Here is a 21,663-nt window from a genome sequence, read left to right on the forward strand (position 1 = left end):
TTTAAACACCCCCCCCCCCCATAAAAACACACCAAAACTCGCGCCGCCCTATAGTTTTCTTATAGCCCCCCCCCCCCCCGGGGGGGGGGGCCGCCCCCCCCCCCCCGCCCCGGGGTCCCGGGCCGCTCACGCGGCCGGGGGTCACACCGTTACGGCGTGACCTTCTCGATCTTCACGCTGCCGAGGCCGGCGACCGTGCCGCGCGCGTTCACGAGCTGCACCTGACCGAAGAACTCGCGTCCCTCGGGCGCCGCCGCGGCGGCGGTGACCGAGCCGGACACCGTGGCCGAGGCGCCGGTGGCGAGCTTCACCGGGATGGAGTCGTCGACCGTCACCGTGCCGAGCGCGCTGGAGAAGAACACGTCCCGGTAGTCGTAGGCGGTCGAACCCGACGGGACCGCGTAGCCCGCGACCTCGATGGTGTACGTCCCGGCGGCCGGGTTGGCGATGGAGACCGCCTCCTCCGAGTCACCGTCCGCGGACTGTCCGACGACGGTCCCGGCGGCGTTCTTCACCGTCAGGTCCAGGTCGGCGGCGTTGTCCGAGACGTTGCCGATGACCACGTCGAGCGACGCGGCGCCCGCGGGCACCTCGACCGTGGTGGTCTGCGTCGCGCCCTCGGTGATGGTCGGCCGCGCGTTCTTGGAGGAGCCGAGCGGACCGCCCTTCAGCTTGCCGTCGATCGCGGCGAAGTTGTTCGTCACCTTCCAGGAGGCGGTGGCCGGGGTGCCGACCTTGGCCTCGGGGACGGTCACGACGGCCGGGTCGAAGGCCGCGCCGAGCACGGCGACGTCCAGCTTGTACGGGTTGTCGAGCAGCGGCGAGGTGCGGCGCGCCTCGACCTCGATCTCCCAGACGCCGGGCTGCGGGTCGGCGTACGAACGCACGTCGGGCTTGCAGCCGTTGCCGTCGAGGTAGTTGTTGTAGCAGTACGGGGTGCTGGTGTTGTCGACCGGAACGCCGTACGGGTGGATCGCGATGAACCGGGTCTGGCTCTTGTCCTTGAGCCCGCCGATGGCGGCCTCCAGGGACGTGGCGCCCTCGGGGACCGTCACGAAGTACGAGGTGGTGCTGTTGCGCTGCACCGAACTCGACTTGCTGTAGGTGTACTTGAGCGGCGAGGAGACCACGACGGTCGACAGGATCTGCTTGTCGACGCCCTCCGTGCGCGGGTCGTCCACCTCGAGGATCGCGCTCTTGAGCCCGGCGGACTCCGGCGCGGCCTGGACCTTGACGGTGACCGGCTGGTTCAGCGGGAGGTTCACCTCGTCCTTGCCGAGGATCCGGAAGGTGCCGGAGGCGTTGTTCTCGAAGGACAGCTCGTGCCGGACCGGCCGGTCCGCGCCCGAGGTACGGGTGACGGTGATGTCGTACGTCTTGCGCTGCCCGGCCTTGAGGCCGCCCTCGCGGTCGTACAGGCCGGTGCCGAAGCCCGGCGTTTTCAGCGCGTAGTCGATCGCGGTGTCGACCGGTGCCTTGACCGTGTAGTCGTGGGCGGTGGCGCCGTCCTTGATGGAGTCCCAGGCGTCACCGATGTTGATGAGGCCCGCGCCCTCCTCGTACGCCTGAACGCCCTTGATGTGGTCGGCGGTCGACGTCAGCGCGGTGCGCAGGGTGGCCGGGGTGAGGCTGATGCCCTTCTGCTTCGCCGCGCTCAGCAGCAGCGCCGAGGCGCCCGCGGCCTGCGGGGAGGCCATCGAGGTGCCCTGGAGCATCGAGTAGCCGGCCGGAAGGGTGTAGCCCGCCTCGGCGACCGGGGAGCCCGGCAGCCAGGTCTGGGTGGAGTTGATGGAGGCGCCGGGCGCGCTCAGCGTCGGCGTGAAGCCGCCGTCCTCACGCGGGCCGCGTGAGGAGAAGGGCAGCATCGCGTACTTCTTCTCCACCTGCGAGCCGTAGTTGGCGGCCCACGTCTCCTTGGAGATGGTCGCGCCGACCGAGATGACCTTGTCGGCCAGGCCCGGGTCGCCGATGGTGTTCGCGCCGGGGCCGGAGTTGCCCGCGGAGATCACGAGCTGGACGCCGTAGGTGTCGATGAGACGCGTGTAGAGCTCGGAGCGCGCGTTGTTGCCGTCGTTGAGCGCGGGCAGGCCGCCGATGGACATGTTGACGATGTTCACACCGCGGTTGGCGACGAGGTCGATCATGCCCTCGGTGAGCGCCACGTTGGTGCAGCCGCCGGTCCAGGTGCAGGCGCGGGAGGAGACGATCTTCGCTCCGGGCGCGGCGCCGTTCATCTTCCCGCCGAACAGGCCGTTGGCGGAGGTGATGCCCGCGACGTGCGTACCGTGCTCGGACTCGATGACGCCGATGTTGACGAAGTCGGCCTTCTTGCCGACCCAGGTCCCGCCGTACGGGTCCATGGGTACGTCCTTGCGGATCTCCACGACGAACGGCTGCCGCTCGACGACGTCCGTCGCCGGGTTGTCGGTGCCGAAGTAGCCGATCTGGAAACCGTCCTTGTACGGCTTCATCGGCGTGTCGTCGGTGAAGTCGCCGTTGTTGTTCAGGTCGACGGTGACCGTGGCGCCCGCCGGGTCGTAGAGCACGCCCCACACGTCGGTGGTGTCACCGTCGCGGTTCGCGTCGCCCGCGGCGTCGCCGCCCGCCGTCGCCGACTCCCGGAACGTGCTGATCTCGTACGAACCCGCCGGCGCCGTCCACGTCCTGCCGCTGTACGTGAAGGTGGGCCCGGCCACGGGGGTGACCATCGCGCGCCAGGTCGCGTCGCTGTCGAGGATCGGGTCGGTCGAGGTGACCCAGTCGACGATCTTGCGCTCTCCGGTGGTGGTCTTCTGCAGGGCCGGGTGGCCCAGGTCGACGCCGGAGTCGAGGATGCCGATGGTGACGCCCCGGCCGTCCGCCTTCGGGTGGTCCTTGACGAAGTCGACCGCACCCGTCTCGAAGGAGGGGTTGTACGGGTTCTCGGCGGGGGTCTTCTTGCCGGGACCGGAGTAGGTGGCGGCCGTGGAGGTGTTGCTGCCGTGCTTGGCCGTGTCGGCGCTCGGGGTCGGGTCGTCCAGCGCGATCTCCTGGCGCAGGTCGATCCCGTGCACCGAGGACAGCTTCGCGGCGGCGGCGATGGCCGAGTCCGCCCTGCTCGTCGGGACGGTGGCGCGGACGTAGCCGAGTTTGTCGTAACTGCGGCCCACCGAGCCGCCCTTGACGGCGTCCAGCTCCTTGGCGACCTGTTCGGTCTGGCCGGGAGCCGTCGCGATCATCATCGTGACGTTCTTGTCGCCGTCGGCCTTGGCGTCGGCGAGGAGGTCGGCGTCGTCCGAACCGAGTTTGGCGGCGGCGGACTTGGTGCCGGGGTCGGCCGTGGGCGCGCCCGAGTCCGCGGAGAAGGCCATGGGTATCGGCCCGGCCGCGGAGAGCGCGGCCACCAGGCCCGCTGCCATGGCCAGACGGGCCACGCGTCTCGCGCCCGATATAGGTGCGCGCTGAGGGTCGGAGGTCATCTGCATCCCTTGTAGGTAAAGGAACGAGCGTGGAACGGCCGGTTCCGGCGGTTCTTGTGGCACCGGTCGCATCAGTCCGGAATGTGGACCCGGATGACCGCTCAGCTTTGCTCAAGGGGCAGTTGTTTGGGGAGAGTTGACCAAGCAAGGATGGACGCATGGCGTACTTCCGCCATGCGTCATGCCGTCGATGGCGGGCTATGAGGGCATATCCCGGACGGCTCGGATGTCTCTCTTTGTCGATTCAGCTCTCTTTTGTGCGCGCGTAGTGGCGGGACGCCTTCGCGCGGTTACCGCAGGCCGCCATCGAGCACCAGCGCCGGGTGCCGTTGCGTGAGGTGTCGAAGAAGTGCAGGACGCAGGACTCGTGGGCGCAGCGGCGGATGCGGTCCGGGGCGGCCTGGAGCAGTTCCAGGTAGTCGCGCGCGGCGAGCCAGGCCGGGCCCCAGGAGGGGTCGTCGAACTCCGGTGTCCCGCCCGGTCCTCGGCCGGTCAGGGTCAGCCGGACGCGTCCGTGCGCGAGGACGGCGTCGACGCGGGCGGCGGCCTCGGCCGGGAAGCGGGACCCCTCTCCGCCGGCCTGTCCGTGGGGGGCGCCGACGGCGGCGCGCAGGGTGTCGCGGGCTTCGAGCGTGTGCCGCAGGACGGTGTCGTCGGCCGGGAAGTCGAGCCCGTTGCCCGCCAGCCACACCGCGAGGCCCCCGGTGTCGGCCAGCAGGTCCCGCACCGCGCCCTCGTGGACCCAGCGGGTGTTGAGCAGGTCGAGCGAGACCGGTTCGCCGGTGAGCGGGCGGGGGTCGGGGCTGGTGGACATGGAGTCTCCCTTCGCGGCTAACCACTCAAGGGTAGGTCAGCGGTTGACGTCCTCGATTCTAACCCTTAATGTCTATGATAAGGGTTAGCCTCTCGATGGGGCGGCCAACGGCAGAAAGGCAGAGTGCGTGCCGGGCGTCGCCGGGCAGACGGGACTTTGCGGACACGCCCCAGCACCTGGAGTCGTCATGACCTATCACTCCGGCTCGCGGGCCATCCAGGACCGGGTCGGCGTCCGGGACCTCGCGGATCATGTGGGCCGGGCCGTCGGCCAGGGCATCCGGCCCGTGGTCGCCGCGTTCCTGGAACTCCAGCCCATGCTGGTCGTCGGCGCGGCGGCCCCGGAGAGCGGCACGCCACCGGAGCGCGAGGCCGCCCCGGAGGGAAGCGGCGGTGTGTGGGCCTCGCTGCTCACCGGCGAGCCGGGATTCGTGCGGGCCACCGGCGCCCGGCAGATCTCGGTCGTGGGCGGCCTTCCGGCCGGTGATCCGCTCACCGGCGCGCTCGCCACCCCGGGCACCGCCGTCGGCACCATCGCACTCGACCCGCGCACCCGTCGCCGCATGCGCATCGACGGCCGGGTCCGGCCGACCCCGCGCGGCTTCGCCGTCGAGGCCGACCAGGTCTTCGCCAACTGCCCCAAGTACCTCCAGCAGCGGCAGACGTACGAGACGGTGACCGGCCGGGCGCCGGGCGCTCCCCGGCGCGGCAGGGAACTCACCTCCTCTCAGCGGGAGTTCGTCGAGACCGCCGACACCTTCTTCCTCGCCACGGTCCACGCGCACGGCGCCGACGCCAGCCACCGCGGCGGCAACCCCGGCTTCGTGCGCGTCGAGGCACCCGGTGAACTGAGCTGGCCCGACTACCCCGGGAACTCCATGTTCCTGACCCTCGGCAACCTCACCGCCGATCCGCGCGCCGGTCTGCTCTTCCTGGACTGGACCTCGGGATCGGTGCTCCAGCTCACCGGCACGGCCCGCACCGAGTTCACCCCCGACGGCGAACGGACCGTCCGCTTCACCCTCACCGAGGCCGTCGAGACGCCCGCCGCCAGCCCGCTGCGGTGGTCCGCGCCCGCCTACTCGCCGGCGAATCCGTGAACGGGCGGGCCCGATCCGTGAACGGGCCGGCGAATCCGTGAACGGCAGGGCGGAGCCCCCGGATCCACCTCCCCTACCCCGCAAAATGAACACGGAGTGACCGTCCACAGGCGGTTCGGACAGGACTCCATGGACGTCCAGGGTGCGCGCAGATCGACGTACGGTGATCGGCGTCGCCCGTTGCCGCCCAGTTAACGCGCAGGTCATCCCCAGTGCCAACGATCCAGTACGAGCGGGGAGTTCGCCAGTCGAGCGCCCCGCGGCCACTGCCGACGCGTTCGCACTCGGGGAGACCGCGCCATGCCGCGCATACGCTCTGTCGCCACCGTACCCGCCCTCAACCGCCGCACCCTGCTGGCCGCCACCGGAGCGGTGTCCCTCTCCGCCGGAATCGGTCTGGCCCTGCGCCCGCAGTCCCCGGCGCACGCGGCGACGGCCGCCCAGGCGCCCGTCGCCGACTCCGTCGCCCACGCCGAGGGCCAGATGGCCACCACCGGCCCGAAGGCGCCGGCCGCGCTCGCCCCGTACAGCCGTGGCACGACCCTGGGCTCCGTCGCCACCCCGCGCTCCGGCTCGACCGGATACCGCAGACTCGGTGACGGCGCCGGCTGGAAGCGCGTCGTACGCGACGAACTGGCCGCGCCCAAGACGGGCCGAGCCGACCGGCGCACCGCGCTCGCCGCGTTCGTGCAGCTCACCGACCTGCACCTGATCGACGCTCAGCACCCGCTGCGCCTGGAGTACCTGCGCTCCCAGAGCAAGAGCGCCTGGCGCCCGCAGGAGGCGCTGACCGTCGCGGGCGCGGTCTCCCTGATCGAGCGGGTCAACTCGCTGCACGGAGCCCCCGCCACCGGAACCCCGCTGCACTTCGTCATGACCACCGGGGACAACACCGACAACAACTCCAAGACGGAGCTGGAGTGGTTCCTGAAGGTCATGAGCGGTGGCCGCATCACCCCCAACAGCGGTGACCCGCGACACTACGAGGGCGTCCAGGCCAGCAACCTGAAGACCTACTGGCAGCCGGACGCCGCCCTGCGCGACGCCGACAAGCAGCTCGGCTTCCCGCGCATCCAGGGCTTCCTGGAGGCGGCCATCCGCGAGCTGCGCAGCCCCGGCCTGAAGCTGCCCTGGTACTCCACCGTCGGCAACCACGACGCGCTCCCGCTCGGCTGCTACGGATCGCGCGGCGACTCCTACCTCACCGAGTTCGCCGTCGGCGGCAAGAAGCTGATGTCACTGGGCTCGGCGGAGGCCACCACGCTCGCCAAGAGCATCAAGAACGGCAGCAGCCCGAAGGGCGCCGCCTTCCACGACCTGCTCAGGGCGCACGCCCGCGAGATGCGCTCGGTCACGCCCGACGAGAAGCGCGCGCCGTTCACCCCCGCCGAGTACATCAAGGCGCACCTCGACCCGGCCCACACCGGACCGGGCCCGATCGGCCACGGTTACTCCTCCGCTAACCTCTCCGCGGGCACGCAGTACTACACGTTCCGGATCGCCGAGGACGTCATCGGGATCAGCCTGGACACCACCGACCCCGGCGGCCACTACGAGGGCTCCATCGGCACGGCTCAGCTGCGCTGGCTGGAGAAGACGCTGCGCGAGAACGCGGACTCGTACGTCATCGTCTTCAGCCACCACACCAGCAAGACGATGCGCAACACCCACCCCGACCCCGCCCACCCGACCGAGCAGCGGCACGGCGGTGCCGAGGTCGTCGCCCTGCTCGCCCGCTTCAGCAACACGCTGGCCTGGGTGAACGGGCACACCCACAAGAACGAGATCATCCCGCACGCCGCCTCCGGCAACCGTTCCTTCTGGGAGATCTGCACCGCCTCCCACGTCGACTTCCCCCAGCTCGCCCGGGTCATCGAGCTGGTGGACAACAAGGACGGCACACTCTCGCTGTTCACCACCCTCATCGAGTCCGCGGCCCCGCACGCCACGGACTTCTCCGACCTCACCCAGACGGGCCTCGCGGCGCTGTACCGCGAGCTCTCCTTCAACGCCCCCGGCGCCCGCACAGACCTGTCGGGCACCTCACGCGATCGCAACACCGAACTGATCCTGAAGAAGGGCTGAAAAGGGGTCAACCCGCACTGTCCGGGCAACCCGCCGACGTGCCCTCGTGTCCCTCCCCCCGACCGAGTCCCACAGCGACAGGGGAAGACATGAGGGTTCGTACGGCACTGGTGGGGGCGATCGCCGCGGGGATCGCGGTGACGCAGGCGGGCATCGCGGCGGCGGCGCCCGCGAAGGACGGCCACGCGCCGACACGGCAGGCCCTGCAAACGGCGGTGCGCGACGGTGTGCCCGGGGTGACGGCGACGGCCGTGGACCGGCACGGCACCTGGTCGGCCACCGCGGGCGTCGGAGATCTGAGGAGCGGCGCACCGCGGTCCACGGCCGACCGCTACCGCGTGGGCAGCATCACCAAGACGTTCATCTCCACCGTCCTGCTCCAGCTCGAGGCGGAGGGACGGCTGTCCCTGGACGACACCGTGGACACCTGGCTGCCCGGCGTGGTGCGCGGCAACGGCAACGACGGCAGCGGGATCACCGTCCGCCAACTCCTCAACCACACCAGCGGGATCTTCAACTACACGGCCGACGACGGCTTCGGCGCCACGTATCTCACCAAGGACGGATTCCTGCGGCACCGCTACGACACGCTGACCCCCGAACAGCTCGTCGCCGTCGCCCTGTCCCACAAGCCGGACTTCGCGCCGGGCACGTCCTGGAACTACTCCAACACCAACTATGTCCTGGCCGGCATGGTGATCGAGAAGGTCACCGGCCGTTCCTACGCCTCGCAGATCCGCGACCGGATCATCAAGCCCCTCGACCTGCACGCCACTTCGCTGCCGGGCACCCGGGTGACGGTCCCCGGGCCGCACAGCAGGGCGTACTCGAAACTGGCCGAGACCACGACGGGCCCGACCTACGACGTGACCGCCCTGAATCCCTCCTGGGCGTCCTCGGCGGGGGAGGTGATCTCCGACGGCGCCGACCTGAACCGCTTCTACACCGCTCTGCTGCGCGGCAGGCTCCTGCCGCGCGAGCAGCTCAAGGAGATGAAGTCGACGGTCCGAATCGACGGCGTCCCGGACGGCGGCTACGGCCTCGGCCTCGTGGAGCTGAAGCTGAGCTGCGGCGTCCGGGTCTGGGGCCATGACGGCGGCATCCACGGCTCGTCCACCGCGGCCGTCACCACCGCGGACGGCCGCCGTTCCCTCGCCTTCAACTTCAACGGCGACTGGGCGGGCGACAGCCTGGCGGTCGTGGAGGCGGAGTTCTGCGGGACACGGCCGACCGCGACGAGCCCGTCCCGGGGCCGGTCCGGCAACTCGTCACAGGGCCTGTCCGAGGGCCTGTCCCCGGTCCTCGGCGACAGGCTCTAGCCGGCGGCTCCGGCGGCGAAGCTCACGTTCGCCGTCTCGACGGTGTCCCCGCGCCGGCCGGGCGCGCGCTGCTCTCTCCAGTACAGATTGGTGTGGGCGACGACCTCGGCCGGGGTGGGGGCGCCGTACGCGGTGAGGTCCTCCGTGGTGTGGGCGTCGCCGACCAGCGTGACGTCGTACCCCCGGGTGAAGGCGCTGTGGAGCGTGGAGCGGACGCACATGTCGGTCTGGGCGCCGGTGACCACGACATGACCGACGGCACGCTCGGCGAGCAGGTCCTCCAGACCGGTGGCCTCGAAGGAGTCGCCGTAGTTCTTGTGGACGACGGGCTCCGCCTCCTCCCGGACCAGCTCCGGCACGTACTGCCAGGAATCGCTGCCGTACTTCATGTGATCGTCGGAGTGCTGCACCCAGATCACCGGCACGGCCTCGGCGCGAGCTCTGGCGACGAGCGTGCCGATGTTCGCGATCACCCCCGAGAGGCCGTGGGCGCCGTCCACCGCTCCGTGCTGCATGTCAGTCAAGCGTCGCTCAGGCGGTAATAACTTCGCTGTTCAGACGACTGGGTGAGGTACTCGCGTACGCGTGCATGAGGCTGGTCACTGGTGGGCGTGCGCTGGCTGGTCGTGGCGTAGGAGGGAACTGGATTGGGCTTGGTCAGGTATCGGTTGATTTCACGTGGATGAGGTTGGCCCTGACGATGCGGGTGGTGGGGTGGTCTTCGCCCAGGATCCGCTCGAAGCCGGTGAGGGTCTGCTCATAGAGCGGGATCGCCCGGTCCAGGTCCCCCGCCGTCTCGTAGGCGCTCGCGAGGTTGTTGCGGGAGGCGAGCGCGTCGGGGTGGTCCTCGCCCAGGACCCGCAACCGGTCGGTGAGGGTCTGCTCGTAGAGCGGGATCGCCCGGTCGAAGTCCCCCACTGCCTGGTAGGCGCCTGCGAGGTTGTTACGGGAGATGAGCGTGGAGGGGTAGTCCTCACCTAGGACCCGTACGGAGTCGGTGAGGGTCTGCTCGTAGAGCGGGATCGCCCGGTCGAAGTCCCCCACCTCCTGGTAGGTGTACGCGAGGTTGTTGCGGGAGGCGAGCGTAGAGGGGTGGTCCTCGCCCAGGATCCGCATCCGGTCGGTGAGGGTCTGCTCGTAGAGCGGGATCGCCCGGCCGAAGTCCCCCACTGCCTGGTAGGCGCCTGCGAGGTTGTTGCGGGAGGCGAGCGCGTCGGGGTGGTCCTCGCCCAGGACCCGTACCCGGTCGGTGAGGGTCTGCTCGTAGAGCGGGATCGCCCGGCCTACGTCCCCCGCCGCCTGGTAGGCGCCTGCGAGGTTGTTGCGGGAGGCGAGCGCGTCGGGGTGGTCCTCGCCCAGGACCCGCAACCGGTCAGCAAGATTCTGCTCGTAGAGCGGGATGGCCCGGCCTACGTCCCCCATCGTCTGGTAGGCGCCTGCGAGGTTGTTGCGGGAGGCGAGCGTGGAGGGGTGGTCTTCTCCCAGGACCCGCACCCGGTCGGTGAGGGTCTGCTCGTAGAGCGGGATGGCCCGGCCGAGATCCCCCACCGTCTGGTAGACGTAGGCGAGGTTGTTGCGGGAGGCGAGCGTGTCGGGATGACCTTCTCCCAGGACTCGCACGGAGTCGGTCAGGGTCTGCTCATAGAGCGGGATGGCCCGGCCCGGGTCCCCCGCCGATTCGTAGGCGCCTGCGAGGTTGTTGCGGGAGGTGAGCGTGGAAGGGTGGTCCGCGCCCAGGATTCGCACCCGGTCGGTCAGTGTCTGCTCATAGAGCGGGATGGCCCGGCCCAGGTCCCCCACCGCCTTATAGGCGTACGCGAGGTTGTTGCGGGAGGTAAGCGTCTCGGGGTGGTCGGGGCCATGGAGGCGGGTGGATGTGTCCAGGGAGCGCTTCTTGTAGGTGATGGCCTGGGTGATCTGGCCTTGGCCTTGCAGATAGATGGCGATATAGGCGAGGAGGAGGTCAGTGTCTTCGGTGTCGTGGGTGGGGTCGGCGGCAAGGACGGTTTCAGCGTGCGGGAGCAGGGTGCGCCAGACGGGCCAGCCGGCCACGTTCCCATCCGGATCCTGAGGCAGCGCGGTGCGCAACAGCGTGGTGGCGTCGTTGCGGGCGGTGGTGATGGCGTCCTGGGTGCGGTGAGGGTCGGTATGGCCTGAAGCGGCGAGGTCTGGGGTGCGGGCAACGGTCTGGATGAGACGGTGAACGCTGAGGGTGTCGGCGTCCAGGGTGATCATGTTGTAGGCGGCAAGCTGGCTAAGGGCCTGGGCGTAGCTGACGGGGTCGTCGGTCAGGCCGGCCAGTAGGGCGCGGGGGATGGCGTTGGGGGCGTACCAGGCGGCGGTGCGCAGGATGTCGACGGCCAGGGGGGTGGTGCGGTGGAGGGCGTCGAGGGTGATGCGCCAGATGCGTGCCATGGTGCGCTGGGGGTCGCCGACCGCGGGTGCGGTGCTGGTGGTCTGGGCTGGGTGCTGGCGGAGCAGGTCGCGGTAGGTGCTGACAGGGATGCGGCTCTCGGAGATGAAGGCGCCGGCCTGTTCGAGGGCGAGCGGTAGGTGTCCGAGGTCGTCGGCGAGCAGGCGGGCGTGGTGCTCGTTGTCGGGGTCTGTCAGGCCGGTGAGCTGGGTGAGGAGATCCAGTGAGGCGGTGGGGGTGAGGAGGGGAAGGGCAAGTGGGTCGCTGGGCCAGCCGTTGGCGAAGCGGCTGGTGATCAGGTGGCGTCCGGCGTGGTGGAGCTGGCCCAGCAGGTGACGGGTGGTGTCCGGGTGTTCGGCGTTATCGAGGACGAGTAGCCAGCCAGGGTGGGTCTGGAGCCATCTCACGGCCCACTCCGCGTCCTCGGTGGTCGTGCGGCCGGTGACGCTGCCGTGGACGCTGGTCGACAGGGCGGCAAGGTCGGTGGTGATCTGTTCGGGAGTATCGGCGCGGACCCACCACACCAACTGGTAGAAGCCCCGGTGAGCATGGGCGTAGTGCAGCGCCAGAGTGGTCTTGCCAACACCACCCAGACCCTGAACCGTCTGCGTGATCGCTTTGGAGTCCTGCTCCATGGCCACAGCGAGGGAAGTGAGGGCTTCCTCTCGTCCGACGAAGACCCTGGTCGGCAGGTCCGGAAGGTTGTGCAAGCCCAACGGCGCATCCACGTCGTAGGGACCTGCCGGGGGATGGCCGCCGCCGGATGTAGCGGTGACATCCTCCAACACCACCGGATTTCCCGCGACTTTGATGGTGGCGGTGAAACCGGGGCGCGCGGCAAGAGTTGCCAGAGGGACGGCGATGAGCTGGTTGCCCGGGTACTTCCGTGCACGGTCGGTGGTCAGGACCCCGGTCAGCAGATTCCCGCAGAACAAGGCAGCCCCCGACGCCCCAGACCAGGACGACGACCCGCCGGCCGCACTCGGCGTGGCAACCTGATCAACGTGAGCAGTGATCAATCCAGACTTCAGGCCGGTAAGGGCCTCGATATGCCCGCGGATCTCCTTGGTGTCCCGCGTTTCGTCCCGCTGCTCGGCCTCTGGAAACCCCACCGCGACACAGGCCACACGCGTCTCGACCATGCCGGATGAGGGGACAGGTAGACGCCCCCAGCGCACCGCTTCCACTGAGGCGGGAGGCTGCCAAGCCGAGTCGGTGATCAGCAGCAAGGCGGCATCGGTGTGCAGATCCTGCTCGATATCGGGCGACGGCTCCGGCCACAAGACCTCGGCCGCCACCCACGCGGTCTCTTGTGTCCCGTGCAGGGCAAGTCGTCGTAACTCCACCGCACGCGGCGAGGTGGAGCCAGCGCCCTGGACGTTGTGATAGGCGGTCAGGACCAGGCGGTCCGTGATGAGGTAGCCCGTCCCAGCGGTCCGGCCCACCGGATCCCAGACCTCCACCACCCGTTGCACGTTCACTCCCAGATCCCCGTTCTGTGCATCTCCATCAGGCGCGCGTCAGCGAGGATGTCACTGGGGGCGCTGAGGAGTGTGGGCGCCGATCTTCTGGTCCTGGCCGTGCTCGTCGACCGGCTGCAACGTGATCTTCAGACGGGACGTGCTGCCGGCCGCGTACCCGGCCTTCGCCTCGACACTGGCACTCCAGGGAAGAACCGACACCTTCGCACCAGCCTGGCCGTCCTTCTTGACGTCCACGGCGAACTCCAGCTCCACCGGCCCGGTCCGGAACTGGATCCTCTGCCCATGACCATCGGTCATGGCCTGCTCCAACTCGGCCCGGATCGCGCTGATCGCCTCCGACAAACCCGCCCACGGCTCCTGCGACATCAGCGACTCCCCCTGATCTACCGACAACATCAGGCGGGCAGCGTAGCGACTACGCGACGGAGAAATGCCCCGGAATGACGATCTGCTACACGGCCAGGACGCAACCGCAACGAAGCTCAACAACCAGCCCGTTCCGCGTCCTTGCTCATCGCCCGTGCGGCATGGAGGGCTTGGTTTCATGATCGCTACTGGCGTCGCGCCCAGCTACCGTCCACCGTCGTAGAGGCGGTGATTGTCTCTCTCCGCGACGGCCTCGATCCCAGCGCTGCCGATGCGCCTTACATGTTGGACCAGCAAGCCACGGACTACGGATGCTGCCTGCTCATCTCAGCAACGTAGCCGTCGACAGCCCCCGGCGTCACGTCGATCAAGTGTTGCTCAGGCGGTAATAACTTCGCTGTTCAGACGACTGGGTGGGGCACTCGCGTACGTGTGCATGAGGCTGGTCGCCGGTGGGTGCGCGCTCGCTGGTCGTGGAGGAACTGGCACTACTTGGAGCTAAAGTCTGCGCTCATCGTTAGCCTTGATCAGGCTTTGTCGATTTTGCGTGGGTGAGGTTGGCTCTGACGATGCGGGTGTCGGGGTGGTCTTCGCCCAGGACCCGCACCGAGTCGGTGAGGGTCTTCTCGAAAAGCGGGATCGCCCGGCCCAGATCCCCCGCCGACCGATAGGCGTACGCGAGGTTGTTGCGGGAAGCGAGCGTGTCGGGGTGGTCCTCGCCCAGAACCCGCACCCGGTCGGTGAGGGTCTTCTCGAAAAGCGGGATCGCCCGGCCCAGATCCCCCGCCGACCGATAGGCGCCCGCGAGGTTGTTGCGGGAAGCGAGCGTGTCGGGGTGGTCCTCGCTCAGAACCCGCACCCGGTCGGTGAGGGTCTGCTCGAAAAGCGGGATCGCCCGGCCCAGATCCCCCGCCGACTCGTAGGCGGACGCGAGGTTGTTGCGGGAGACGAACGTGGTGGGGTGGTCTTCGCCCAGAACCCGCACCCGGTCGGTGAGGGTCTGCTCGTAGAGCGGGATCGCCCGGCCCAGATCCCCCGCCGACCGATAGGCGTACGCGAGGTTGTTGCGGGAAGCGAGCGTCGAGAGGTGGTCTTCGCCCAGGACGCGCACCCGGTCGGTGAGGGTCTTCTCGTAGAGCGGGATCGCCTGGCCCAGATCCCCCGCCGACTCGTAGGCGCCCGCGAGGTTGTTGCGGGAGGTGAGCGTGGACGGGTGGTTTTCGCCCAGGACCCGCACCAAGTCGGTGAGGGTCTGCTCGAAAAGCGGGATCGCCCGGCCCAGATCCCCCGCCGACTCGTAGGCGCCCGCGAGGTTGTTGCGGGAGACGAACGTGGAGGGGTGCTCGGGGCCGTGGAGGCGGGTGGACGCGTCCAGGGAGCGCTTCTTGTAGGTGGTGGCCTGGGCGATCTGACCTTGGTCTTGGAGGTAGACGGCGGTGCGGGTGAGAAGGAGGTCGGTGTCTGCGGTGTCGTGAGTGGGGTCCGCGGTGGTGAGGAGAGCTTCAACGTGCGGGAGCAGGGTGCGCCAGGCGGGCCAGCCGGCCACGTTCGCTTCCGGATCGTCGGGCAGCGCGGCGCGCAGGAGCGTGGTGGCGTTGTTGCGGGCGGTGGTGATGGCGTCCTGAGTGCGGTGAGGGTCGGCATCGTCTGAAGTCGTGAGGTCTGGGGTGCGGGCGACGGTCTGGATGAGGCGGTGGACGCTGATGGTGTCGGCGTCCAGGGTGATCATGTTGTAGGCGGCGAGCTGACCGAGAGCCTGGGTGTAGCTGACGGGGTCGTCGGTCAGGCCGGCCAGTAGTCCGCGGGGGATGGCGTTGGGGGCGTACCAGGCGGCGGTGCGCAGGATGTCGACGGCCAGGGGGGTGGTGCGGCGGAGGGCGTCGAGGGTGATCCGCCAGATGCGCGCCATGGTGCGCTGGGGGTCACCGTCGGCGGGGGCCGTGCTGGTGGTCTGGGCTGGGTGCTGGTGGAGCAGGTCGCGATAGGCGCCGACAGGGATACGACTCTGGGCGATGAAGGCGCCAGCTTGTTCGAGGGCCAGGGGTAGATAGCCGAGTTCATCGGCGAGCAGGCGGGCATCGTGTTGATTTTCGGCGTCCGTCAGGGCGGTGAGCCGGGTGAGCAGGTCGAGGGAGGCTTCGGGAGTGAGGAGGGGGAGGGCGAGGGGTTCGATGGGCCAGCCGTGAGCGAAGCGGCTGGTGATCAGGTGGCGTCCGGCGTGGTGGAGCTGGCCCAGCAGGTGGCGGGTGGTGTCGGGGTGTTCGGCGTTGTCGAGGACGAGGAGCCAGCCGGGATGGGTCTGGAGCCATCCGATGGCCCATTCCGCGTCCTCGGCGGCGGTGCGGCCGGTGGCGTCGCCCTGGATCCGGGTGGTCAGGCTGGCGAGGTCGGTGACGATCTGTTCCGGAGTATCAGCGCGGATCCACCAAACCAGTCGGTAGGACCCCCGATGGGCGTGGGCGTAGTGCAGGGCCAGGGTGGTCTTGCCGACACCGCCGAGGCCGTGGACGGTCTGTGTGATCGCTTTGGAGCACTGCTCCATGGCTGCGGCCAGGTCGCTGAGGGCCTCTTCTCGGCCGACAAAAACCCTTGGGGGCAGGTCGGGAAGATTGTGCAGACCCGCAGACTCGTTCACGTCGTAAGGGCCCGCTGCGGGCTGGTCACCGCTGCGGGGCGTAGTGATGTCCTCGGGAATCAGCTCGTTGCCCGCGGCTTTGATGACGGCGGTGAAGCCGGGGCGTGCCGCGAGCGTGGTCAAGGGAACAGCGATGAGCTGGTTGCCGGGGTAATGCCCTGCACGGTCGGTAGTCAGGACCCCAGTCAGCAGGTCCCCGCAGAACAAGACAGCCCCGGATGCCCCGGACCAGGACGACGCCCCGCTCGCCGTATTCGGCGTGGCGACGTCGTCGATGTGTGCGGTGATCAGGCCGGATTTCAATCCGCTCAGGGTCTCGATATGCCCGCTGATCTGCTTGGTGTCCCGTGTTCCGTCCCGCTGCTCGGCCTCTGGGAACCCCACCGCGACACAATCCACCCGTGCTCCCGCGGTACCGGGCGAGGGGGCGGGCAGGCGTCCCCAACGCACCGGTTCCAGGGGAGCGGGAGGATGCCAGGCCGAGCCGGTGATCCGAAGCAAGGCGGCGTCGGTGTGGGGATCCTGGTCAATGTCCGGGGGCTGCTCCGGCCACAGAACCTCGGCCGCGACCCACTCTGATTGCTTTTCTCCATGCAGAGCGAGTGGCCGTACCTCCACCGCACGCGGTGAAGTGGAGCTGGCGCCCTGGACGTTGTGATAGGCGGTCAGGACCAGGCGGTCCGTGATGAGGTAACCCGACCCGGCGATCTGTCCGACCGGGTCCCAGACCTCCACTACCCGTTGCACGTTCACTCACAGATCCCCGTTCTGCGCATCTCCATCAGGCGTGCGTCAGTGAGGGTGTCACTGGGGGCGCTGGGAGGTGTGGGCACCGATCTTTTGGTCTTGACCGTGTTCGTCGACCGGCTGCAATGTGATCTTCAGACGGGACGTGCTGCCGGCCGCATATCCGGCCTTCGCCTCGACGCTGGCACTCCAGGGAAGAACCGACACCTTTGCGCCGGCCTGACCGTCCTTCTTGACGTCCACGGCGAACTCCAACTCCACCGGCCCAGTACGGAACTGAATCCGCTGCCCATGGCCATCGGTCATGGCCTGCTCCAACTCGGCCCGGATCGCACTGATTGCCTCCGACAAACCCGCCCACGGTTCCTGCGACATCAACGACTCCCTGATCTTCCCGACAGTGACATCAGGCGGGCAGCGTAGCGACTACCTGACGGAGAAATGCCCCAGAATGGCAATCTGCTACACGGCCAGGACGCAACCGCAACGAAGCTCAACAACCGGCCCGTTCCGCGTCCTTGCTCATCGCCCATACGGCATGCAGGGCTCGGCTTCATGACCACTACTGGCGTCACCCAGCTACCACTCGCTGCCGTAGAGGCGGTGATCGCCTGTCTCCGCGACGACGTCGACTCCGGCACCTGGCACCGCCGACGTGCTGGACAAGCAGGTCACGGGCTGGATACTGCCTGCTCATCGCAGCAACGTAGCCGTCGGTAGGCCTCAACATCACGTCGGTCAAGTGTTGCTCATACAGCAATAACTTGGCTGCTCACGGGACTGGTTGAGCTGTTTCGTACGCTGCGGTCCCGTCCTACCTCGTCGCCTTGTGCCGGAAGCAAAGCTGACTAGGGCGGCTCGTGCGGGCGATGACTGGAGTATCGGCGGCCGGACGGCGGCCGTCTGAAACCTTGAAACGCTGCGCATCTGGGGCTGGCAGAAGATTTTTCGCATCTGGTGATATAGGCGCCACGGAGTACCTGAGAGTTGCTGTCCACCCCGAAAGCAACCACTGGAGCACCAGATGCCCGAAGAGATGCATGGCGACCGCCCGGCATCCTCCGAGCCGTCCACGCGGACGTCGTCCAGCGAGGACGGCGCTAGCGCATCCAACGCACAGCCCTCAGCTGACACGCCGCGCGTCCTCTCGGACGAAGCGCGTGAGCAGCTGACGCGCGCCATGGAACAGAAGAACATGCACATCGGACGGATGTCCAAGAAGGTCGGCCGTCCCATGGCGGAGGACATGTGGCAGAAGATCCTCCTTGAGTTCCACACTCGGTTGCTGAACCACGGTCCAGTCGATCGCCTGGACTCATACATCAACCGGTGCGTGACGAACATGCTGAGCAAGTTGCGGACCACGATCGAAGTCGTGATCGGCGATGAGAATCTCGAACTGATTGCTCGGCAAGCGGCCGACGATCCCCAGATTGCGAACGTTTTCTACTACAACCACGAACTCATCGAGGCCGTGCATGGGATCCGGAAGTCCGACATCCTCACCAAACGCGAGGCCGACGTATACGTACTGGGCCAGATCCTAGGCGAGGACAACAACGTCATCGCGGAGTGGCTCGACCCGCCCGGCACCGCGGCCAGGGTTGCCACGATCAAGTGGAGGGCCATGCGGAAGGTCCAACGGGCCTGGCGTGAGGGCAAATTCACTCACCTCGGATATGAGCCCCCACGGAAGTGATTCGCACTGGAGCGCGCCGCTCCCGTACGAGCCAGTCCCCCTGGTTCGTACGGGGGCGGGGGGAGCCAGTGACTCGCCCCCAGCTCCGCCCTACTGCAATAGGACGGAGCCAGACCGGCATCGCAGCGGACCTTAATCGGCGGGTCTGTCCGGTCGATAAAAAGGAGAATTCAGTGCAAAGTATCTTGGTGCCACTGGTAGCGGCTCTGTCCGCCGCATGGAACGGTTTGGTGTCGTGGTTGTTCGGGCTCTTCACGTCGGCGCCGGCGGTCAGGCTGCCCAAGGTCGTCCTGGCCCCGGAAGCCGGAGAGCCTGTCTCTGCAACTCTTCCAGGGCAAGTCGCCCGGATTTAAGAACCGCATGCTAGGAACTATGCGCACGTGACATGTCGGCGTGTTCATGTGGCGCTTGAGGGGCCCCCGTGATCGGGGGCCCCTTTTCTACCTGGATGTAGCTACAGGGGGGGCAGGCCCGGTAAGAGACCTGCTCTCCTCAACGCCCCACAAGCTCAAGGACAACATGAACGGGTTTATCTCGGATCTCCTGGCAAGTGGCGTACCGCTGAAGGTCGTCATGCCGCTGCTACTGATCAGCGCACTCGTCCTTCTTGTCCGCACCAGCGCCAACGCCGTCGCAACTGTGATCAAAGCTATGCACCCCGGCGACTCCGCAGACGCCGTGAAGATGCACACCGCTCGGATCCAGCACCGCCAGTGGAAAGCCGAGCGCCGCGACCGGAACCGGCGGGCCCGTGCCGCCCGCCGAGCCTGCGTCCGTGCGGGCATCCGAGTCCGGTATCGCCGCCACCAAGATGTTCAGCGCTTGGCGGACCCCATCGTGCTCCCCCGACTCGTGTTGCCTCCCGAGGAGCTCCTGGCACTACCGACGTCGCTGGCGACTCCCCTCCCGACCGCACAGCCTGGAGCGGCGGAGACGGCCTAGCAATCACTCGGGCGCCGGACGCGCCCGACTAAAGGTCACTGGACGCTGTCACTGCATGTCCGAACCGTCTTGGTCAGGGTCGGATGCATATACCTGCGCTATGGCCTCATCGTGAGTCACGGTCACTATCGGCTGGACGTTTCCCGCATGTATTTCTGAACGACCGTTGAGGCGGAGCTCACAGCAGTAGCACAGGAAATCCTCCACCTCTAGCATCGCCCACTGGATTCCCTCGCCATCCTCAGAAGCCAGATTTTGTGCACTCACATACTCCCCCGAGAGTAGGCCGGGATTTCCACAGGCGGGGCAATCGAATCTACGGTGTTTCGGCTCAACGAATACAAGGAGTGTCGCCCTTGTTTGCAGGATGCTGCACTCCGCTTCGCTCAACGACTTAAAGCGTTGCGCAGCGTCCGCTAGAAGTTTATGAACGCGTTCCCTGTGTCGCTGTTCAGCTCCGTTTTTGAGGCGGTCAGCCTGGGCGAGATGAACGTGCCAGAAGGAATAACGATCGAAGTGCAGATCAGCCAACAGAGAGTCGATGATTTTGACGAAGTTCGCCGCCGTCTCTTCAAGGTCGAATTCTCCAGCACCGCCATGCGTGGACCAGTTGCGAGCTTCTATGAATTTTTCCAGCGATTCTCGGGAAGCATCGATCTGTACGCCGATGGCTTGGAGGCGGGCAAATGCCACCTGCAAGCCAACCGTTCTCACCTTAGGGCGCTGCCCAGGAAGCGTGACCACGGTCAGCCCTAGGAGCGCGGCGAGTGAGCTGAAGGAATTGGACTGAAGCTCCGCAAGAAGTGCGGGGCTCCGGCGTACGAGACATGCTTTGGCGATCCGTTCAGTCGCCACTCCTGCTTGCAGGCCGAACATGTCAGCCGATTCGTCCAGGTAAGCCTGCATAGCCCGGAAAGTATAGTTCCGCCCGTCATCCAACAATTGTCGCTCGTCGAACACTTCCCTTGCCTTCCTTGCCGAAAAAATATTCTCGCAGCTGTCGCCCAATTATTTCGACTTTGACAGAGAGTGCTACTCAATTACCTTAGCTCCAGGGTCAGGGCCTGGCGATTGACGGAAACTGGACAGGGAACGTAAGCGGTCGGGTTTAGAACGGAAGTTCGGGCCTGGCTGCACCCCGCTTGATGGTCGTGATTCGTTCGTGGAAGTCGCGTGTTGCGGCCTCCCGGGGGTATCGGGAGCGGAGTTCCTTGTCCAGCTCGTCGGCGACTAAAAGCAGAGACGGGAGCGACTTCCGGTCGGCTTCGAGTGCCGTAGTGCCCATGCCGATGGCTTCTTCGATCTCGCCCATGCGGGCGGCGGTGACTCCAAGGGTGAGTCGGGCTTCTGCTGCGCGCATGGGGGAGATTTCGGTGCCGTCGGGGCCCGTGCTGATGCGGATCACTGAGCGGGCGTGGGCGGCGGCGCGTTCGTCGTCTCCGAGGAGGCGGTACGCGTCCATCTCGTAGAAGTCCCACTTATCGGGGTCGATGATGAAGTGGTGTTCGGGATGGTCCGGCCGCGGTAGTCGGTCCAGGCGGGCGCGGCCGGCGTCGAGGGAGTCTCGGACCAGGCGGCTATCTCCCATGCGGGCGGCGGCTCGTGCCTTGTGGGCGTAGAGCTGTACGCCGACGGAGTGGGTCTGGTCGGCGACGTGGCCAGCCTCGACGGCGTCGAGCATGTCTTGCCAACGGCTCTGGGTGAGCGCGAACCAGGCCTCGATCTCCCACGCCCACGCCATGATCTCGCCGTGGCCTGCCTCTTGGCCGATGCGGAGGGCGGCGGCCTTGCTGAGGTTCGCGGCCTCGCGCTGGCCCCGGTCGTACTGGACACACGCGTTCAGCAGGAACAGCCATCCGGTGTCGACGAGCAGTTCCCGGTGTTGGCGGAGCGTCATGCGGCCTTCGAGCTGCTTGGTGACGTACTGGAGGCCGTTGCGGGTGCGGTCGTGGAGATAGTCGGCGTCGGCGTACGGGTATGCGCGGGCGAGCTGGTCGATGCCCTGTTCGATCGATTCCAGAGCTGCGCTGTTGATGCTGGACATCTCGGTGCGCCGGAGCATCTCGGCGATGTCCCACAGGCCGGCCCCGCCCTGTGCGATCAGGGTGCTGGGGTCGTCGGCTCGGGATGCGGGCGCTGGCCGCTCCAACTCCCATGGGCGGGGCGCAAGTCCTGCGAGATGGCCGGGGATGCGGAGACCGTCGACGACTTCGAGAATCTTGAAGTGCTGGGTGATCCGTGGGCGGACGCCCTTACCGTTGGTCTCGGGGCGGGCCATCTTGCCGATGTGTTCGCGCTTGTAGCCGACGGCTTCGGAGATCTTGGCGTAGCTGATGTGGCCGTGGATCTTGGCGAGTCTGAAGACTTCGCCGAAGTCGTGGTTGGCGATCGCTGACCGCACGTCCGCACGTTCGAGCACGTGCGGCGGCAGAGCTGCCGGTGTCGGAGCTACCTCGGTCATCTCACTTCCCCGTCGTGATTGACCTGACGCCCTTCGCCAGATCGGCTCTCTCGATCTGCACTCACGTCCTGACTCCGAGTGTACCGATGAGGGGGGTCCCCAAGAGGGGGGAGCGTCACGTGGGTTGAAGGGTGCACCCTC

The 21,663-nt window shown here is 67.6% G+C and carries 13 protein-coding genes; 4 read left to right on the forward strand and 9 right to left on the reverse strand.

Going from position 1 to position 21,663, the window contains the following annotated elements:
• Window positions 1-149: 149 nt before the first annotated feature.
• Window positions 150-3,458 (reverse strand): S8 family serine peptidase, encoded by a 3,309-nt coding sequence (locus ACFXGX_RS20895; RefSeq protein ID WP_384793334.1) that lies wholly within the window; start codon window positions 3,456-3,458, stop codon window positions 150-152.
• A gap of 244 nt (window positions 3,459-3,702) precedes the next feature.
• Window positions 3,703-4,272 carry a CGNR zinc finger domain-containing protein gene (locus tag ACFXGX_RS20900; RefSeq protein WP_384793215.1) on the reverse strand — a complete coding sequence of 190 codons (570 nt, stop codon included), beginning with the start codon at window positions 4,270-4,272 and terminating at the stop codon, window positions 3,703-3,705.
• A 187-nt stretch (window positions 4,273-4,459) separates the two neighbouring features.
• Between ACFXGX_RS20900 and ACFXGX_RS20905 the strand changes: the two genes are divergently transcribed.
• The 3 genes from ACFXGX_RS20905 (at window position 4,460) to ACFXGX_RS20915 (ending at window position 8,775) form a co-directional block, all read left to right on the forward strand.
• On the forward strand, window positions 4,460-5,371 hold the full coding sequence (locus tag ACFXGX_RS20905) for a pyridoxamine 5'-phosphate oxidase family protein (RefSeq protein ID WP_384793218.1): 912 nt from the start codon (window positions 4,460-4,462) through the stop codon (window positions 5,369-5,371).
• Between the two features lie 300 nt (window positions 5,372-5,671).
• Window positions 5,672-7,456 (forward strand): TIGR03767 family metallophosphoesterase, encoded by a 1,785-nt coding sequence (locus ACFXGX_RS20910; RefSeq protein WP_384793220.1) that lies wholly within the window; start codon window positions 5,672-5,674, stop codon window positions 7,454-7,456.
• Window positions 7,457-7,545: 89 nt separating this feature from the next.
• Window positions 7,546-8,775: a serine hydrolase domain-containing protein gene (locus ACFXGX_RS20915; protein WP_384793222.1), complete on the forward strand. Its 1,230-nt coding sequence runs from the start codon at window positions 7,546-7,548 to the stop codon at window positions 8,773-8,775.
• Here ACFXGX_RS20915 and ACFXGX_RS20920 read toward each other — a convergent pair.
• The 5 genes from ACFXGX_RS20920 to ACFXGX_RS20940 form a co-directional block, all read right to left on the reverse strand.
• Window positions 8,772-9,290, reverse strand: a complete 519-nt coding sequence (locus tag ACFXGX_RS20920; RefSeq protein WP_384793225.1) for an isochorismatase family protein — start codon at window positions 9,288-9,290, stop codon at window positions 8,772-8,774. The genes ACFXGX_RS20915 and ACFXGX_RS20920 overlap by 4 nt on opposite strands.
• A gap of 142 nt (window positions 9,291-9,432) precedes the next feature.
• Window positions 9,433-12,669, reverse strand: a complete 3,237-nt coding sequence (locus ACFXGX_RS20925) for a tetratricopeptide repeat protein (RefSeq protein ID WP_384793228.1) — start codon at window positions 12,667-12,669, stop codon at window positions 9,433-9,435.
• Window positions 12,670-12,720: 51 nt separating this feature from the next.
• On the reverse strand, window positions 12,721-13,038 hold the full coding sequence (locus tag ACFXGX_RS20930; RefSeq protein WP_384793231.1) for a trypco2 family protein: 318 nt from the start codon (window positions 13,036-13,038) through the stop codon (window positions 12,721-12,723).
• A gap of 517 nt (window positions 13,039-13,555) precedes the next feature.
• The gene (gene fxsT / locus ACFXGX_RS20935; RefSeq protein WP_384793234.1) at window positions 13,556-16,426 is read right to left on the reverse strand and encodes an FxSxx-COOH system tetratricopeptide repeat protein; all 2,871 of its coding nucleotides are present in this window, start codon (window positions 16,424-16,426) and stop codon (window positions 13,556-13,558) included.
• 51 nt (window positions 16,427-16,477) lie between these two features.
• On the reverse strand, window positions 16,478-16,795 hold the full coding sequence (locus tag ACFXGX_RS20940; protein ID WP_384793237.1) for a trypco2 family protein: 318 nt from the start codon (window positions 16,793-16,795) through the stop codon (window positions 16,478-16,480).
• A gap of 649 nt (window positions 16,796-17,444) precedes the next feature.
• On the opposite strand from ACFXGX_RS20940, the gene ACFXGX_RS20945 reads away from it, so the two are divergent.
• Window positions 17,445-18,119, forward strand: coding sequence for a hypothetical protein (locus ACFXGX_RS20945; RefSeq protein ID WP_384793240.1), 675 nt, complete (start codon window positions 17,445-17,447; stop codon window positions 18,117-18,119).
• A 990-nt stretch (window positions 18,120-19,109) separates the two neighbouring features.
• Here the strand turns inward: ACFXGX_RS20945 and ACFXGX_RS20950 are convergent.
• Window positions 19,110-20,021, reverse strand: coding sequence for a hypothetical protein (locus tag ACFXGX_RS20950; RefSeq protein WP_384793243.1), 912 nt, complete (start codon window positions 20,019-20,021; stop codon window positions 19,110-19,112).
• A 148-nt stretch (window positions 20,022-20,169) separates the two neighbouring features.
• Complete coding sequence (locus ACFXGX_RS20955) at window positions 20,170-21,522, reverse strand: tetratricopeptide repeat protein (protein ID WP_384793246.1); 1,353 nt, start codon at window positions 21,520-21,522, stop codon at window positions 20,170-20,172.
• Window positions 21,523-21,663: the final 141 nt, after the last annotated feature.

This window comes from Streptomyces sp. NPDC059371, assembly GCF_042751995.1.
GTDB lineage: Bacteria > Actinomycetota > Actinomycetes > Streptomycetales > Streptomycetaceae > Streptomyces.